Genomic DNA, 16027 nt, shown 5'->3' with positions numbered 1-16027 from the left:
CTTTGCGGGAACGATCTCGTGCCTCATGAGCTTATTCCAGCTCCACCAGGGCACTTCCCTCACTGACCATTTCGCCTTCCTGGCAATACAGCGCCTTGACCACCCCGGCTTGTGGTGCGCGGATGCTGTGTTCCATCTTCATCGCTTCCAGGACCACCAACTGCGCGCCGGCTTCGACGCTCTGCCCGGCCTGCACCAAAACCCGCACGATGCTGCCGTTCATGGGCGCGGTCAGGCCGCCCTGGTGGCTGTGGCTGGCTTCCACCGCGGCGATCGGGTCATAGGGGGTGACCCGATGCATTTCGCCTTGCCACTGCAGGTACAGGTTGTCGCCCTGGCGAATGGCCCGGTGCTGCTGGCGCAATCCCTTGTGTTCGATCGACAGCTGTTCGCCGTGCAAGGCATGGGTGGCGTTGCTTGCGTCCAGCTTGAGCGCGCGGTCCTGCCCTTCGCAGTCCAGGTGCAGAACGGTTTCGCGCGGCAGGCCGATGCGCAGGCCGCTGGCCTTGGCCCAGGGCGAGTGGCGGTCGTCGGTGCGCGACGACTCCGGTTGGCTCTGGGCGAACGCCTGGGCGGCGGCTTGCCAGAACTCGTCGCTCAAGGCGCTCGCTGGTGGCAGCAACTGGTCCTGGTAGCGCGGGATAAAACCGGTATCCAGCTCGGCGGCGGCAAAGGCCGGATGGGCGATGATGCGCCGCAGGAACGCCAGGTTGGTCTTCAAGCCGCCGATGGCGAACTCGTCGAGCATGGCCAGCAGGCGCAAGCGCGCCTGTTCGCGGTTTTCGCCCCAGGCAATCAGCTTGCCGAGCATCGGGTCGTAGAACGGCGACACGCTGTCGCCTTCTTCGACGCCGCTGTCCACGCGGCGGCCCGGCCCCGCTGCCGATTCGCGGTACAGCGCCAGGTGCCCGGTGGCTGGAAGGAAGTCGTTGCCCGGGTCCTCGGCATACAGCCGCACCTCGATCGCATGCCCCATCAGCGGCACCTGATCCTGGGTGATCGGCAACGCTTCGCCCTGGGCCACGCGGATTTGCCAGGCCACCAGGTCGAGCCCGGTAATGGCCTCGGTGACCGGATGCTCCACTTGCAGGCGGGTGTTCATTTCCATGAAGAAGAATTCGCCGCGCGAATCCAGCAGGAATTCCACGGTGCCGGCACCGACATACCCGATGGCCTGCGCCGCGCGCACCGCCGCTTCGCCCATGGCCTTGCGCTGTTCCACGCTCAGGCCGGGGGCGGGGGCTTCTTCGACGACTTTCTGGTGGCGTCGCTGGATCGAGCAGTCGCGTTCGTTGAGGTACAGGCAGTTGCCGTGCTGGTCGGCGAACACCTGGATTTCCACGTGGCGCGGCTTGAGCACGTACTTTTCCACCAGCATCCGCGAATCGCCGAACGACGACTGCGCTTCACGCTGGGCCGAGGCCAGGGCTTCGGCCAGCTGGCTGACGTCTTCGACCACTTTCATGCCCTTGCCGCCACCGCCGGCGGTGGCCTTGAGCAACACCGGGTAGCCGATGCGTTCGGCGGCGACACGGAAGGTTTCCAAGTCCTGGGCTTCGCCGTGGTAACCGGGCACCAGCGGCACGCCGGCGGTTTCCATCAGGGCCTTGGCCGCCGACTTGCTGCCCATGGCGTCGATGGCCGACGCCGGCGGGCCGAGGAAGATCAGGCCGGCGGCCTCGATGGCGCGGGCGAAGCCGGCGTTTTCCGATAGAAAGCCGTAGCCCGGGTGAATCGCCTGGGCGCCGCTGGCCTTGGCCGCGGCGATCAGCTTGTCGATCTGCAGGTAGCTGTCGGCAGCCTTGCTGCCGCCCAGGTCGACCCGCAGATCGGCTTCGCGGCTGTGGCGGGCGTCACGGTCGGTGGCGCTGTGCACGGCCACGGTGGTCAGGCCCAGGGCCTTGGCGGTGCGCATCACGCGGCAGGCGATCTCGCCGCGATTCGCCACCAGCAGGGTGGTCAGGACAGGGGCGCTCATTAACGCGACTCCTTGGTGAGCTTCTCGGCCTGCCAGTTGGGCGGGCGTTTTTGCAGAAAGGCGCGCAAACCTTCCTGGCCTTCAGGGCTGACGCGGATGCGGGCAATGGCGTTTTCGCAGTAGCGGCGCAGGGCGGGGGTCAGGGCGCCGTTGCCCACTTCACGCAGCAGGTCCTTGCTGGCGCGCATGGCGCACGGGCTGTTGAGCAGCAGGTTGTCGATCCACAAGGCCACTTGTTGCTCCAGCTCGGCCGTCGGGTAGCTTTCCGCCAACAGGCCGATTTCCCGGGCCCGCTGGCCGCCGAAGCGCTCGGCGGTCAGGGCGTAGCGACGCGCGGCGCGTTCGCCGATGGCTTGCACCACGAACGGGCTGATCACCGCCGGGGCCAGGCCGATGCGCACTTCCGAGAGGCAGAACTGCGCCTCGTCGGCGCCGATGGCCATGTCGCAGCAACTGATCAGGCCCAGGGCGCCGCCAAAGGCTGCGCCTTGCACCACGGCCAGGGTCGGGATTTTCAGCTTGGCCAGGTTGTACATCAATTCGGCCAGCTCGCGGGCGTCGTCGAGGTTGGTGTGGTAGTCGAGTTCGGCCGATTGCTGCATCCAGGCCAGGTCGGCGCCGGCGCTGAAGTGTTTGCCGCGGCCGCGCACCAGCAGGAAACGCAGGTTCGCATCGCTCTGCACATGATCCAGGGCGAGGATCAGCTCGCGGATCATTTCGGCGTTGAAGGCGTTGTTCTTGTCTTCGCGGCTGAGCCACAGGGTGGCGAAACCCCGAGGGTCCTTCAGCAGTTCCAGGGTATTGAAATCATTCATGTCGGTTTCGCTCCGGGTCACATGCGGAACACGCCGAAGCGGCTCTGTTCGATGGGGGCGTTGAGGGACGCGGACAAGGCCAGCGCCAGGACGTCGCGGGTTTGCGCCGGGTCGATGACGCCGTCGTCCCACAGCCGGGCGCTGGAGTAATACGGATGGCCCTGATGCTCGTACTGGTCGAGGATCGGCTGCTTGATCTCGGCTTCCTGGGCGGCGCTGAATGGCTGCCCGCCGCGTTCGGCCTGCTCGCGCTTGACCTGCACCAGCACCCCGGCGGCCTGCTCGGCACCCATCACGCCAATCCGCGCGTTGGGCCACATCCACAAGAAGCGCGGGTCGTAGGCGCGGCCGCACATGCCGTAGTTACCGGCACCGAAGCTGCCGCCGATGATCACGGTGAACTTCGGCACCTTGGCGCAGGCCACCGCGGTCACCAGCTTGGCGCCGTGCTTGGCGATGCCGCCGGCTTCGTATTTCTGGCCGACCATGAAACCGGTGATGTTCTGCAGGAACAGCAGCGGGATGCCGCGCTGGCAGGCCAGTTCGATAAAGTGCGCGCCTTTTTGCGCGGCCTCGGCGAAGAGGATGCCGTTGTTGGCGAGGATGGCGATCGGGTAGCCGTGCAGATGGGCGAAGCCGCACACCAGGGTGGTGCCGAACAGTGCCTTGAATTCATCGAACACCGAACCGTCCACCAGCCGCGCGATGACTTCGCGCACATCGAAGGGTTGCTTGGCGTCGGCCGGAATCACCCCATACAGCTCGTCGCTGGCGTACAGCGGGGCGATCGGCGCGCGTTGCTGCAGCTCGCCCTGTTTGCGCCAGTTGAGGTTGGCGATGCTGCGCCGGGCCAGGGCCAGGGCGTGCTCGTCGCTGTCGGCGTAGTGGTCGGCGACACCGGAGATCTTGCAGTGCACGTCGGCGCCGCCGAGGTCTTCGGCGCTGACCACTTCCCCGGTGGCAGCCTTCACCAGCGGCGGGCCGGCGAGGAAGATGGTGGCTTGTTCGCGGACCATGATCGCTTCGTCGGCCATGGCCGGCACGTAGGCGCCACCGGCGGTGCAGGAGCCCATGACCACGGCGATCTGCGGGATGCCCTGGGCGCTCATGTTGGCCTGGTTGAAGAAGATCCGCCCGAAGTGTTCGCGGTCGGGGAACACCTCGTCCTGGCGCGGCAGGTTGGCGCCGCCCGAATCCACCAGGTAGATGCAGGGCAGGCGGTTCTGCTGGGCGATGGTCTGGGCGCGCAGGTGTTTTTTCACGGTCAGCGGGTAATAGGAGCCGCCTTTCACCGTGGCGTCGTTGGCCACGATCATGCATTCGACGCCTTCGACCCGGCCGATGCCGGCAATCACCCCGGCGGCCGGCACGTCTTCGCCGTACACCTGGTACGCCGCCAGCTGGCTGACCTCCAGGAAGGGCGAGCCCGGGTCGAGCAGGCGGTTGATGCGCTCGCGCGGCAGCAGTTTGCCGCGCGAGGTGTGCCGTTCCTGGGCCTTGGCGCCACCGCCTTGCTGGACCTGGGCAAGCAAGGTGTGCAGGGCGTCGACCTGTTGGAGCATCGCTGCGCTGTTGGCGACGAACTCCGCCGAACGGGGATTGAGCTGGGTATGCAGGATAGCCATGGACAGCTCCGTTAGCGGGTTTCGTTGAACAGTTCGCGACCGATCAGCATGCGCCGGATTTCGCTGGTGCCGGCGCCGATTTCATACAGCTTGGCGTCGCGCAGCAGGCGCCCGGCGGGGAATTCGTTGATGTAGCCGTTGCCGCCGAGGATTTGGATCGCATCCAGGGCCATCTGGGTCGCGCGCTCGGCGCTGTAGAGGATCACCCCGGCGGCGTCCTTGCGCGTGGTCTCGCCGCGCTCGCAGGCCTGGGCCACCGCATACAGATAGGCGCGACTGGCGTTGAGCTGGGTGTACATGTCGGCGACCTTGCCCTGGATCAGCTGGAATTCGCCGATGCTCTGGCCGAACTGCTTGCGGTCGTGGATGTAGGGCACCACCAGGTCCATACAGGCCTGCATGATCCCGGTCGGGCCGCCGGAGAGCACCACGCGCTCATAGTCCAGGCCGCTCATCAGCACCTTCACGCCGCCATTGAGAACGCCGAGGATGTTTTCTTCCGGCACTTCCACGTCGTCGAAGAACAGCTCGCAGGTGTTGGAGCCGCGCATGCCCAGCTTGTCGAACTTGTTGCTGCGGCTGAAGCCTTTCCAGTCGCGCTCGACGATGAACGCGGTGATGCCGTGCGGGCCCTTTTCCAGGTCGGTCTTGGCGTAGATCACATAGGTGTTGGCGTCCGGGCCGTTGGTGATCCAGGTCTTGCTGCCGTTGAGCACATAGCGGTCGCCGCGCTTGTCGGCGCGCAGCTTCATCGAGACCACGTCGGAGCCGGCGTTGGGCTCGCTCATGGCCAGGGCGCCGATGTGTTCGCCGCTGATCAGCTTGGGCAGGTATTTGCTTTTCTGTTCGTGGTTGCCGTTGCGGTTGATCTGGTTGACGCAGAGGTTGGAATGGGCGCCGTAGGAGAGGGCGACCGAGGCCGAGCCGCGGCTGATTTCTTCCATGGCCACCACGTGGGCCAGGTAACCCAGGCCGGCGCCGCCGTACTCTTCCGGCACCGTGATGCCCAGCAGGCCCATGTCGCCGAACTTGCGCCACATGTCGGCGGGGAACAGGTTGTCGACGTCGATCTGTGCCGCCCGTGGCGCCAGCTCGGCCTTGACGAAGGCCTGCACCTGGTCGCGGAGCATGTCGATGGTTTCGCCGAGGGCAAAGTTCAGGGTCGGATAGCTCATTGGGGGCACCTTCAAAACTTGTTTTTATTGAGGAAGTCGGGCTTTGGAGAGCAGGCGATCCAGCTCTCACCTTTACGTTAACGTAAGTCTGCGACAGATGGCTGTCAATCACCCTTTACGTAAACGTCAACTTGAGCGAATCTGTTGTCGCCGAGCTGCTGGCGATGAACGATGACGCGGTCGTATAGCAACACCGCGGCGATCCAATCGCGGGCAAGCCTCGCTCCCACAATAAAGACAATAGGGGTCGTCATGGATCAACCTGCATCCGCGCCGGGGCGCAGCTACACCCGCGGCACGCAAGACAAGGCCTTGCTGACGCTGACCATTGGCCAGGCGTTCGATCGCACGGTGGCGTCATACCCGCAGGGCGAAGCCCTGGTGGTGCGTCACCAGCAGTTGCGCTACAGCTGGCAGCAACTGGCCGACGCCGTCGATCTGCACGCCAGGGCACTGCTGGCCCTGGGCCTCAAGGCCGGCGACCGGCTGGGCATCTGGGCCCCCAACTGCGCGCAGTGGTGCATCAGCCAGTTCGCCAGCGCCAAGATCGGCGCGATCCTGGTGAACATCAACCCGGCCTATCGCAGCTCCGAACTGGAATACGTGCTCAAGCAGTCCGGCTGCCAGTGGCTGGTATGTGCCGGCGCGTTCAAGACGTCCGATTACCACGCCATGCTCCAGGGCCTGGCGCCGGAGCTGGCGCAGCACGCCATTGGCCAGTTACGGAGCGAGCGCCTGCCCGACCTGCGCGGCGTGATCAGCCTCGACGCGCAGCCGCCGGTGGGCTTTCTGCCCTGGTCGCAACTGGTCGACCTGGGGGCCGGTGTCAGCCTCGAAACGCTGCGCGAGCGCGAGGCCAGCCTGGACCCCGACCAGGCGGTGAACATCCAGTACACCTCCGGCACCACGGGTTTCCCCAAGGGCGCGACCCTCAGTCACTACAACATTCTCAACAACGGCTACATGGTCGGCGAAAGCCTGGGCCTGGGCCATGAAGACCGCCTGGTGATCCCGGTGCCGCTGTATCACTGCTTCGGCATGGTCATGGGCAACCTGGGCTGCGTGACCCACGGCACCACTATGATCTACCCCAACGATGCCTTCGATCCGTTGCTGACCCTGAGCGCCGTGGCCGAGGAAAAGGCCACCGGCCTGTACGGGGTGCCGACCATGTTCATCGCTATGCTCGACCAGCCACGGCGGGCCGAATTCGACTTGTCGAGCCTGCGCACCGGGATCATGGCCGGGGCGACCTGCCCGATCGAGGTGATGCGCCGGGTGATCAGCGAGATGCACATGAGCGAAGTGCAGATCGCCTACGGCATGACCGAGACCAGCCCGGTGTCGTTGCAGACCGGCCCGGCGGACGAACTCGAGCTGCGCGTGACCACGGTCGGTCGCACCCAGCCGCAGCTGGAAAGCAAGATCATCGACGAGGCGGGCAATATCGTGCCGCGCGGCACCATCGGCGAGCTCTGTACTCGCGGCTACAGCGTGATGCTGGGCTATTGGAACAACCCGCAGGGCACGGCCGAGGCCATCGACCAGGCCGGCTGGATGCACACCGGCGACCTGGCGACCATGAACGAACAGGGTTACGTATGCATCGCCGGGCGTAACAAGGACATGATCATCCGCGGCGGCGAGAACATTTATCCGCGCGAGCTGGAGGAGTTTTTCTTCACCCATCCGGCGGTGGCGGACGTGCAGGTGATCGGCATTCCATGTTCGAAATACGGCGAAGAGATCGTCGCCTGGATCAAGTTCCACCCCGGCCATACCGCCAGCGAGCAGGAGTTGCAGGCCTGGTGCAAGGAGCGGATCGCCCATTTCAAGACGCCGCGTTACTTCAAGTTCGTCGAGGAGTTCCCGATGACCGTGACCGGCAAGATCCAGAAATTCAGGATGCGCGAGATCAGCATCGAGGAACTGCGCGGAGATTCCTGAACCCTTGGGGCTAATGAGTCCCTTGCGCGCAAGCTCGTTCCCGCAGGGCGCATCGCTCTTTGCAGGAGCGAGCGGGCTCGCGCTAGCGACCGCAAGGTCGTTGCCGAATCAGGGAAGAAAACGGGAATGCCGGAAAGCACAAAGGGGAGCCGAAGCTCCCCTTTAATTTTGTCGTTGCGTGCTCTTTTTTTATTATTGAGGGGCGGTCTGTTGTTGTTTTTGGCAACCGTTACCCTTTACCGCTGTTTTTGGCGATCCCCATCCGGGATCAAGAGCAAACGTATTTTTTTGAGCGCTGATCTATTTTCTCGCTTGAGCGACCAACCAGTTCGGGAGCTACCTTGGGGTAGTTTTATTGTTCTCTGCCCGGTTGCGGGTGGCTCTGTTAAAGACACCCTGGAAAACACATCCTCTCCAAAAAAATCTGTTAGCTGCGTCTCTGCCGTGTTGTTTTTGTTATGTCAGAGTCGTTTCGTCTTATTTTTATTAGCTTTGCTGCTTTTTATTCTTGTTATGCCAGAGATATAGCAGAAGCCGTGCCAACTTTTTAAAGTCCTTTAAAATCAATGGCTTGGTAAAAATTGCTTTTTATCTGTACCGCTAGAAAATCGACAAACTGTTTCCGTGTTACCCGTTTCGAGCGTGCGCCAGAGCTGTCGGTAACACCGTGAAACAGGTCGGCCCCTCAACCTGGGTAACGGGCCTTGGCGACGCGCGAGCCGGTGGGCCGCCCCAGCACGGAGCAGATCTGCTGGCCGGCGAGGATCAGGCGTTCCATGTCGATGCCGGTTTCGACGCCCAGGCCGTTGAGCAGATACAGCACGTCCTCGCTGGCCACGTTACCGCTGGCGCCCTTGGCGTAGGGGCAGCCGCCGAGCCCGGCGATCGAGCTGTCGAATACCGCGATGCCCTCCAGCAGGCTGGCGTAGATATTGGCCAGGGCCTGGCCGTAGGTGTCGTGGAAGTGCCCGGCGAGCTTGTCCCGCGGAACATGGGCCGAAACTACCTCGAACATCCGCCGGGTCGCGCCGGCGGTGCCGGTGCCGATGGTGTCGCCCAGGGACACTTCGTAGCAGCCCATGCTGTACAGCTCGCGGGCGACCACGGCGACCTGCTCCGGCGCCACCTCGCCTTCATACGGGCAGCCCAGCACGCAGGAGACGTAACCGCGCACGGTAACGCCGTGCTGTTTCGCCGCGTCCATGATCGGCACGAAGCGCTCCAGGCTCTCGCTGATGGAGCAGTTGATGTTGCGCTGCGAGAAGGCTTCGGAAGCCGCGGCGAAGACGGCGACTTCCTTGACCCCGGCGGCCAGGGCATCTTCGAAGCCGCGCATGTTCGGGGCGAGGGCGCCGTAGGTCACCCCCGGCTTGCGCTGGATTTGCGCGAACACGTCGGCGGAACCGGCCATCTGCGGCACCCATTTGGGCGAGACGAAGCTGCCGACTTCTATATAGTCGAGCCCGGCTGCGCTCAGGGCATCCACCAGCTGCACCTTGTCGGCGACGCTGATGGGCTGGGCTTCGTTTTGCAAACCGTCGCGAGGACCGACTTCGACCAGGCGTACATGGGGGGGGAGGGACATGAGAGCTTTACCTATATTAAGTGGGCACTAATGTAGCCGCTGCCGCAGGCTGCGCTCGGCGACGAAGTCGACGCAAAACCAGGCGCTACGGTTTGTCTGGCAGATGCTTTGTGTTACTGGTGCGGCCGCTTTGCGGGCGACCGCAGCCTGGGGCGGTTACTGCACGGCGCTTTTCTGATTCTTGATGGTTTGCTCCAGCGCCTGGGTGCAGCGCTCTTCGGCGGTGTCCAGCTCCAGCTTCATCTGTTCGATGTCCAGTAGCTGCTGTTCCAGCTGCTCGCGGCGCTCGGCGATTTTCGCCAGCATGCTGTGCAACTGCTTCAGGTTGCCGCTGGAAGGGTCGTAGAGTTCGATCAGCTCGCGGCACTCGGCCAGGGAAAAGCCGATGCGCTTGCCACGCAGGATCAGCTTCAGGCTGACCTTGTCCCGTGGCGAGTAGATGCGCTCCTGGCCGCGCCGCTCGGGGGCGAGCAGGCCTTGTTCTTCATAGAAGCGGATGGCCCGGGTGGTGATGTCGAGCTCGCGGGCGAGGTCGGAAATGCTGTAGGTCTGGCTGCTCATGGGGGCGCTCGAAATAGATCTTGGCGTTAAGCTAATTCGAGGTTGACGTATACGTCAAGCAGGACACCGCCCTATCCGTAGGAGCGAGGCTTGCCCGCGATAAGCGAGAACGTGGTGGTTCAGGGAAACCTCAGCGGAGCCATCGCGGGCAAGCCTCGCTCCTACCGGTCATTTTTCGAGTTTTTTCTCGTGGGCCGTCACTTGCTGGCACAGCTCGATCATCTGCTCGCGCATCCAGCGGTTGGCCGGGTCCTGATCGGTGCTTTCGTGCCAGTAGAGGTGGGTTTCCAGCGGCGGCACGTCGTTGACCGGCAGGTTGAACGCCTGCAGGTCGTGACGCCGGGCGAAGCGCTCCGGCACGGTCATGACCATGTCGGTCTGTTGCAGCACTTGCGAGGCCATCAGGTAATGCTGGGAGCGCAGGGCGATCTTGCGCTGGATGCCCATCTTGCCCAGGGCCAGGTCGACATAGCCCAGGCCGCTGCGGCGGCTGGAAATATGGATATGGGTCAACGAGAGATAATCGTCGAGGCTGAGCTTGTCCTTGTTCGCCAGCGGATGGCTCTTGCGCATGGCGCACACGTAGCGGTCTTCCATCAGCTTGACGTGACGGACTTGCGGGTCGGTGTTGAGCGGGGCATCGACGGCGAAATCCAGGCGGCCGGCGGCCAGTTCCTTGGTGGTTTCCCGGCGCTTGGACAGGAAGCTCTCGATGATCACCGTCGGGGCCAGGCGCCGCAGGCGCTGGAACAGCGGCGGCAGGATCACCGCCTCGGTGAGGTCGGTCATGCTGATGCGGTAGGTCTTGACCGCCTGCAAGGGGTTGAAGATGCGGCTTTCCTGCACCGACACCCGCAATAGCGAAAGGGCGTTGCGCACCGGGCCGATGATGTTCTGCGCCATGGGCGTGGGCACCATGCCCTGGGCAGTCCGCACGAACAGCGGGTCGTTGAAGGTCTCGCGCAGGCGAGCCAGGGCGTTGGAGACAGCGGGCTGAGTGATGCCGACGATCTGCCCGGCGCGGGTCAGGTTGGCTTCGGTGTAGATCGCGTCGAAGACGATGAAAAGGTTGAGGTCGACCTTGCTCAGATTCATTGCGCTGCACTCTTATTTTTAGGGGCCCAGAGGCTGTTACATGGATCCGGGGGAAGGTCGAATCCGCGATATTGGCAGTCCGAGCAGTAGGTCGGATTGGCCAGCTCGATCAGTCAATCATATATCGGTGATGAATGTTAATACACGCCGAGAATAGACTAGGTAAATTTTCGTAAGCTGTTCTAGCATCGGTTCCATGCCCTCAACCACCTCGCCAAGAAGGTAGCTGCCATGGATTTCGCCTATTCACCCAAGGTTCAGGAACTGCGTGAGCGCGTGACCGCGTTCATGGACACTTATGTCTATCCGGCTGAGGCGGTATTCGAACGCCAGGTCGCCGAAGGCGATCGCTGGCAGCCGACGGCGATCATGGAGGAGCTCAAACTCAAGGCCAAGGCCGAGGGCCTGTGGAACCTGTTCTTGCCCGAGTCGGAACTGGGCGCCGGCCTGACCAACCTCGAATACGCGCCGCTGGCGGAAATCATGGGCCGCTCCCTGTTGGGCCCGGAACCGTTCAACTGCTCGGCACCGGATACCGGCAACATGGAAGTGCTGGTGCGCTACGCCAATGAAGAACAAAAGCAGCGCTGGCTGGAACCGCTGCTGCGCGGCGAGATCCGCTCCGCATTCGCCATGACCGAGCCGGACGTGGCGTCGTCCGACGCCACCAACATGGCCGCTCGCGCTGTGCGTGAGGGCGACGAGTGGGTGATCAACGGCAAGAAGTGGTGGACCTCCGGCGCCTGCGACCCGCGCTGCAAGATCCTGATCTTCATGGGCCTGAGCAACCCGGACGCGCCGCGTCACCAGCAGCATTCGATGATCCTGGTGCCGGTCGATACCCCCGGGGTGAAGATTGTCCGGCCGCTGTCGGTGTTCGGTTACGACGACGCGCCCCATGGCCATGCCGAAGTGCTGTTCGATAACGTGCGGGTGCCTTACGAGAACGTGCTGCTGGGCGAGGGGCGTGGTTTCGAGATCGCCCAGGGGCGCCTTGGCCCGGGCCGGATCCACCACTGCATGCGTTCGATCGGCATGGCTGAGCGCGCCCTGGAACTGATGTGCAAACGCTCGGTGAGCCGTACCGCATTCGGCAAGCCCTTGGCGCGCCTGGGCGGCAATGTCGACAAGATCGCCGATTCACGGATGGAGATCGACATGGCGCGCCTGTTGACCCTGAAGGCGGCGTACATGATGGACACCGTTGGCAACAAGGTGGCGAAGAGCGAAATCGCCCAGATCAAGGTGGTGGCACCGAACGTCGCCTTGAAGGTGATCGACCGGGCCATCCAGATTCACGGCGGGGCCGGGGTGTCCAACGATTTTCCGCTGGCCTACATGTATGCCATGCAACGCACCCTGCGCCTGGCCGATGGCCCGGATGAAGTGCACCGCGCGGCCATTGGCAAGTTCGAAATCGGTAAGTACGTGCCCAAGGAAATGCTGCGCAGCGGGCATTAAACGCAATCGCGGGCAAACCTCGCTCCTGTAGGAGCGAGGCTTGCCCGCGATCGCCGATTTTCCCTTCCTTAATACACCCAGACTTCCACCCGCCGGTTCTTGATCCGCCCCTCGTCCGCGGTATTGGCGGCAACCGGCATCTGCGCGCCAAAACCCCGGATCTCGCGCAGCACCACGCCGTTTCTCACCAGCTCCCGGCGCACGGTCATGGCTCTCAACTTGGACAGCAGGGCCGCGCGGGCCGGATCGTTCTTGGCGTCGCCGAAGCCGACCAGGGTCACGCGGTCGTCCAGCTTGTCGTGTCGCTTCAGAAAATCCAGGACCCGCGCCAGATCCTGGCGTGCCTTGCTGTCGAGAGTGGCGCTGCCTTCCTCGAAGCGAAAATTCACCGTCAGGCGCTGCGCCTGGCGGGCGATGGCCTGGTAACCCTCGGGCATCTGTGGGGCGGGGGCGACGCTCATGGCCAATACGGCCTGGGCGATAAAACCGTGGGTCGCGACTATGGCCTGGCCCCTGGCGCTCTGGGCAAAACGCACCAGGGCGCTGGCCCAGGGATTGTGTTCGGTGGGCGGCAGGTAGAAATACAGGCGTCGCGACAGCGGGTAATCCTCGGTGGCGATCAAACTGTCGAGCGGCAACATCGGTTGCGAACCACCGTCGACGATCGCCACGGCCCTGGCTTGGCGCACATAGGGCAGGCCAATAAAGCCGATGCCTTGTGGATCGTGGCTGACCGCATCGGAGAGCTGCTCGCTGGACTCGAAGCGTTTCGCCGTGGCGCTGAGGTTCTTGCCGCGGCGAGCCAGGACCAGTTCCTTGAAGGTGTCGTAGGTACCGGACCGGTCATCGCGGGCGTACAGGTGAATGGCGCCACCGACGCTGCCCAGCTCTTCCCAGGTTTTTGTCTCACCACTGAAAACCCGCGCCAGTTGCTCGGTGTCCAGCCGCGCCAGCGGGTTTCGCGGGTGAAGGATGATGGCCAGGCCGTCGATGGCGATCACCTGTTCGGCGTCGGGGGCTTTCAGGTCGCCGAGGCTTTCCAGCTCCACCAGTTCGCTGTCCTTGATCGGCCGTGACGCGGCGGCAAGGTCGGCGCTGGCGTTCTTCAATGCGGCAAAGCCGGTACTTGAGCCATGGGCGGCAATCTCCACGACCACGCGCCGGCCCTGGGCATCCTGGCCGCTCACCCGGCGCTCGTTGTCTTTGCCCGCTGCCTCGATCCGTATGTCGAGCAGGCCTTGCTCCTGCATCAGCCCCTTGACCAGGGCCGGGCCCAGCGCGGCGCCGATGGTGTTGGAACCCTGGATGCGCAGCACCGGCTGGTTGTCGCCGGCCACGGGCAGGGCGGCGAACACCGACCAGGGCAAGGCGTAGCACACGAAGCCGACCAGCAGCAGGCAGAAGGTACGGCACCAGAGATCCCGTTCACTGACGGTTGAAACACGTGACATGCGGCGATGGCCTTCTATGGCAGGAGCGAGTGCGGCGAGATTAAGTCGGAGAGGTGACGGGGATGTGACAGTTGAGGCGGCTAGCCAGAGCGATCCTTCGGTCTTTCAGAATGCTCCTAAAGACCTGGCGTGACGGGCTCAGTACAGTTGAAAACTTTGTCTGGAGGGGAATTGGCGGATGCCGGCTTCCGTCTTTACCAGGCGTTGACGCAGCCCAGGCTGCAATTTGCTTGTGTCAAAGGAGTATGAAATGAGTGGCTGGTTCGAGCTGAAGCAAAATGGCGGCGGAGGTTTCAGGTTCCTGCTGAAGTCCAGAGACGCGCAGGCCATGCTTCAAAGCGGCCGTTACCCGTGTCGTGACAGTGCGGAGGCAGCCATCGCGCTGTTTCGCAACCACTGCGCGTCGCCGGGTAGTTATGAAAAGAGGATGTCCCCTGGCGGCAAGTCCTACTTCAATCTCAAGGCCGGCAAGGAGGTGATCCTGGTCAGCCATTTGTATGATTCCGAGCCGACCCGTGAGTCCGCCATCGAGGCGATCATGCAGGCCGGCACCAGCCCTCGCGTCGAGCTGGTTTGAATCGCTGAAGGAATAAAAAAAGCCCATCCGAGGATGGGCTTTTTTGTGCCTGGCAATCAGCTCAGTTCAAGCCAGATCGGTGCGTGGTCAGAAGGTTTCTCCATGCCGCGCAGGTCGTAGTCGACCCCCGCATCCTTGATCCGCGGCAGCAGGCCCTGGGAGGCCATGATCAGGTCGATGCGCAGGCCGCGCTTGGGCTCGTCCTCGAAACCGCGGCTGCGGTAGTCGAACCAGCTGAAACGATCGGCGACCTCGGGGTTGAGGTGGCGGAAACTGTCCACCAGGCCCCAGTTTTTCAGGCGGGCCATCCATTCGCGCTCTTCCGGCAGGAAGCTGCACTTGCCGGTTTTCAACCAGCGTTTCATGTTGTCCGGGCCGATGCCGATGTCGCAGTCTTCCGGGGAAATGTTCACGTCGCCCATCACCACCAGCGGCTGCTCGTTGCTGAAGCGGGTTTCCAGCAAGTTCTGCAGGTCGCTGTAGAAACGCTGCTTGGCCGGGAACTTGGTCGGGTGGTCGCGGCTTTCGCCCTGGGGGAAGTAGCCGTTCATGATGGTCACCAGGGTGCCGTTGGCGTCGGCGAAAGTGCCCCAGATAAAACGCCGCTGGGCATCTTCGTCGTCGCCGTCGAAGCCTTTGTACAAGGCCTGTGGCATCTGGCGCGAAAGCAGGGCTACGCCGTAATGGCCTTTCTGCCCGTGGTAATGCACGTGATAACCCAGCGCCTGGACTTCGGCCAGGGGAAACTGGTCATCCGAAACCTTGGTTTCCTGCAGGCCGATGACGTCCGGTTGGTGTTTTTCGATCAGCGCCGCCAGCTGATGGGGGCGGGCGCGTAGCCCGTTGATGTTGAACGAGACGATCTTCATGGTCGGCAGTCCTGGCAAAACTGCGATGCTAGCCGACAAGTCGCGCGGCGGCCAGCGTGGCAGCGGGGCGGATGCGCTGCTAAGGTCCATGGGCGGTGGAACGAGCACGGGCATAAAAGGTTCATAGCCATGACAACCGTGCGGAACAACACCGCCAAGCAGCGCGGCCACTTCAAGCCGGGCCCAGGGGGAACCAATCGCCATGCCAGAAACCTCGACCGCCATCGCCGACATTCATATGCTCGACAGCGGCTATGCCCGCGAAGCCCGTTCCCTGCTGTATCAGGCTTACCGCCATGAGCCGACCTTCGCTTATCTGTTCGAATCCGAACGCCCGGGCTACGAACAGCGAGTGCGCGCCACGGTGCGTGAACTGGTCAAGCAGCACTTTATCCAGGACCTGCCGGCCATCGGCCTGCTGGTCAACGATCGGCTGATCGGTATCGCCCTGATTGCGCCACCCCAACGTCGCCTGGGCATTACCGAAAGTTGGGCCTGGCGCCTGCGCATGGTGCTGAGCACGGGGCTGCGCTGTACCCGGCGCTACCTGGACTATCACGCGGCGGTGCTGGGCTGCCTGCCCAATGATGCGGTGCATGTGTTGCCGTTGCTGGGGATTCACCCGCAATTCCAGGGCAAGCATTTTGGCGAGCAGTTGCTCCAGGCGGTGCACAACTGGTGCGCGGTGGACGAACACTCCCAGGGCGTGGTGCTGGACACCGGCAACCCGCGTTACCTGGAGTTCTATAAACGCCAGGGTTATGAAGAAATTGGCGAGATCGCCGTGGGCCCGATATGCGAGCATGTTTTCTTTCACGCCAACCCGCAGGTTCTGCAAAACGCGGCCGGCTGAATAGAACTTTACTCACATTTGTCCGCTCTATCGGG

General features: G+C 63.3%; 14 protein-coding genes. 4 read left to right on the top strand and 10 right to left on the bottom strand.

The genetic code is table 11. The annotated features are described in order from the left end of the window. Positions 1-31 precede the first annotated feature (31 nt). The 5 genes from BLV20_RS21905 to BLV20_RS31495 all read right to left on the bottom strand — a co-directional run bounded on the left by BLV20_RS21905 (position 32) and on the right by BLV20_RS31495 (position 5847). Entirely contained in the window at positions 32-1978 is a 1947-nt protein-coding gene (locus BLV20_RS21905; RefSeq protein WP_092304547.1) for an acetyl/propionyl/methylcrotonyl-CoA carboxylase subunit alpha, read from the bottom strand. Continuing rightward, the gene (locus BLV20_RS21900) at positions 1978-2793 is read right to left on the bottom strand and encodes a gamma-carboxygeranoyl-CoA hydratase (RefSeq protein WP_092304546.1); all 816 of its coding nucleotides are present in this window, start codon (positions 2791-2793) and stop codon (positions 1978-1980) included. Before BLV20_RS21900 ends, BLV20_RS21905 begins: the two co-directional genes overlap by 1 nt. A 17-nt stretch (positions 2794-2810) precedes the next feature. After that, positions 2811-4418, bottom strand: coding sequence for a carboxyl transferase domain-containing protein (locus BLV20_RS21895; protein WP_092304545.1), 1608 nt, complete (start codon positions 4416-4418; stop codon positions 2811-2813). An 11-nt stretch (positions 4419-4429) separates the two neighbouring features. Continuing rightward, positions 4430-5593: an isovaleryl-CoA dehydrogenase gene (locus tag BLV20_RS21890; RefSeq protein ID WP_092304544.1), complete on the bottom strand. Its 1164-nt coding sequence runs from the start codon at positions 5591-5593 to the stop codon at positions 4430-4432. A 104-nt stretch (positions 5594-5697) separates the two neighbouring features. After that, the gene (locus BLV20_RS31495) at positions 5698-5847 is read right to left on the bottom strand and encodes a hypothetical protein (RefSeq protein WP_175540245.1); all 150 of its coding nucleotides are present in this window, start codon (positions 5845-5847) and stop codon (positions 5698-5700) included. On the opposite strand from BLV20_RS31495, the gene BLV20_RS21885 reads away from it, so the two are divergent. Continuing rightward, entirely contained in the window at positions 5846-7540 is a 1695-nt protein-coding gene (locus BLV20_RS21885; protein WP_092304543.1) for an AMP-binding protein, read from the top strand. The genes BLV20_RS31495 and BLV20_RS21885 overlap by 2 nt on opposite strands. A gap of 685 nt (positions 7541-8225) precedes the next feature. Here the strand turns inward: BLV20_RS21885 and BLV20_RS21880 are convergent. The 3 genes from BLV20_RS21880 to BLV20_RS21870 all read right to left on the bottom strand — a co-directional run bounded on the left by BLV20_RS21880 (position 8226) and on the right by BLV20_RS21870 (position 10781). Further along, positions 8226-9125 carry a hydroxymethylglutaryl-CoA lyase gene (locus tag BLV20_RS21880; protein WP_092304542.1) on the bottom strand — a complete coding sequence of 300 codons (900 nt, stop codon included), beginning with the start codon at positions 9123-9125 and terminating at the stop codon, positions 8226-8228. Between the two features lie 156 nt (positions 9126-9281). Beyond that, positions 9282-9686: a MerR family transcriptional regulator gene (locus BLV20_RS21875; RefSeq protein WP_025804737.1), complete on the bottom strand. Its 405-nt coding sequence runs from the start codon at positions 9684-9686 to the stop codon at positions 9282-9284. A 168-nt stretch (positions 9687-9854) separates the two neighbouring features. Beyond that, positions 9855-10781, bottom strand: coding sequence for a LysR family transcriptional regulator (locus BLV20_RS21870; protein WP_092304541.1), 927 nt, complete (start codon positions 10779-10781; stop codon positions 9855-9857). A gap of 231 nt (positions 10782-11012) precedes the next feature. On the opposite strand from BLV20_RS21870, the gene BLV20_RS21865 reads away from it, so the two are divergent. Continuing rightward, complete coding sequence (locus BLV20_RS21865; RefSeq protein ID WP_092304540.1) at positions 11013-12242, top strand: acyl-CoA dehydrogenase; 1230 nt, start codon at positions 11013-11015, stop codon at positions 12240-12242. A gap of 68 nt (positions 12243-12310) precedes the next feature. On the opposite strand, the gene BLV20_RS21860 is transcribed toward BLV20_RS21865, so the two are convergent. Further along, positions 12311-13693, bottom strand: coding sequence for a substrate-binding domain-containing protein (locus tag BLV20_RS21860; protein WP_092304539.1), 1383 nt, complete (start codon positions 13691-13693; stop codon positions 12311-12313). Positions 13694-13943: 250 nt separating this feature from the next. Here BLV20_RS21860 and BLV20_RS21855 point away from each other — a divergent pair, with 250 nt between their 5' ends. Then, entirely contained in the window at positions 13944-14270 is a 327-nt protein-coding gene (locus BLV20_RS21855) for a YegP family protein (RefSeq protein WP_092304538.1), read from the top strand. Between the two features lie 56 nt (positions 14271-14326). Here BLV20_RS21855 and xthA read toward each other — a convergent pair whose 3' ends face one another. Beyond that, positions 14327-15139, bottom strand: a complete 813-nt coding sequence (gene xthA / locus BLV20_RS21850; RefSeq protein ID WP_092304537.1) for an exodeoxyribonuclease III — start codon at positions 15137-15139, stop codon at positions 14327-14329. A gap of 202 nt (positions 15140-15341) precedes the next feature. Between xthA and BLV20_RS21845 the strand changes: the two genes are divergently transcribed. After that, positions 15342-15992, top strand: coding sequence for a GNAT family N-acetyltransferase (locus BLV20_RS21845; RefSeq protein ID WP_092304536.1), 651 nt, complete (start codon positions 15342-15344; stop codon positions 15990-15992). Positions 15993-16027: the final 35 nt, after the last annotated feature.

The organism is Pseudomonas sp. NFIX28 (assembly GCF_900107395.1).
Lineage (GTDB): Bacteria > Pseudomonadota > Gammaproteobacteria > Pseudomonadales > Pseudomonadaceae > Aquipseudomonas.
Note: the sequence above shows the minus strand (reverse complement) of the source record. Positions and strands in the feature narration are given on the sequence as shown.

Bases quoted from the DNA above. Each gene is read 5' to 3' on its own strand.
- BLV20_RS21905 (WP_092304547.1), bottom strand. From the start codon at position 1,978: ATGAGCGCCCCTGTCCTGACCACCCTGCTGGTGGCGAATCGCGGCGAG.
- BLV20_RS21900 (WP_092304546.1), bottom strand. From the start codon at position 2,793: ATGAATGATTTCAATACCCTGGAACTGCTGAAGGACCCTCGGGGTTTC.
- BLV20_RS21895 (WP_092304545.1), bottom strand. From the start codon at position 4,418: ATGGCTATCCTGCATACCCAGCTCAATCCCCGTTCGGCGGAGTTCGTC.
- BLV20_RS21890 (WP_092304544.1), bottom strand. From the start codon at position 5,593: ATGAGCTATCCGACCCTGAACTTTGCCCTCGGCGAAACCATCGACATG.
- BLV20_RS21885 (WP_092304543.1), top strand. From the start codon at position 5,846: ATGGATCAACCTGCATCCGCGCCGGGGCGCAGCTACACCCGCGGCACG.
- BLV20_RS31495 (WP_175540245.1), bottom strand. From the start codon at position 5,847: ATGACGACCCCTATTGTCTTTATTGTGGGAGCGAGGCTTGCCCGCGAT.
- BLV20_RS21880 (WP_092304542.1), bottom strand. From the start codon at position 9,125: ATGTCCCTCCCCCCCCATGTACGCCTGGTCGAAGTCGGTCCTCGCGAC.
- BLV20_RS21875 (WP_025804737.1), bottom strand. From the start codon at position 9,686: ATGAGCAGCCAGACCTACAGCATTTCCGACCTCGCCCGCGAGCTCGAC.
- BLV20_RS21870 (WP_092304541.1), bottom strand. From the start codon at position 10,781: ATGAATCTGAGCAAGGTCGACCTCAACCTTTTCATCGTCTTCGACGCG.
- BLV20_RS21865 (WP_092304540.1), top strand. From the start codon at position 11,013: ATGGATTTCGCCTATTCACCCAAGGTTCAGGAACTGCGTGAGCGCGTG.
- BLV20_RS21860 (WP_092304539.1), bottom strand. From the start codon at position 13,693: ATGTCACGTGTTTCAACCGTCAGTGAACGGGATCTCTGGTGCCGTACC.
- BLV20_RS21855 (WP_092304538.1), top strand. From the start codon at position 13,944: ATGAGTGGCTGGTTCGAGCTGAAGCAAAATGGCGGCGGAGGTTTCAGG.
- xthA (WP_092304537.1), bottom strand. From the start codon at position 15,139: ATGAAGATCGTCTCGTTCAACATCAACGGGCTACGCGCCCGCCCCCAT.
- BLV20_RS21845 (WP_092304536.1), top strand. From the start codon at position 15,342: ATGCCAGAAACCTCGACCGCCATCGCCGACATTCATATGCTCGACAGC.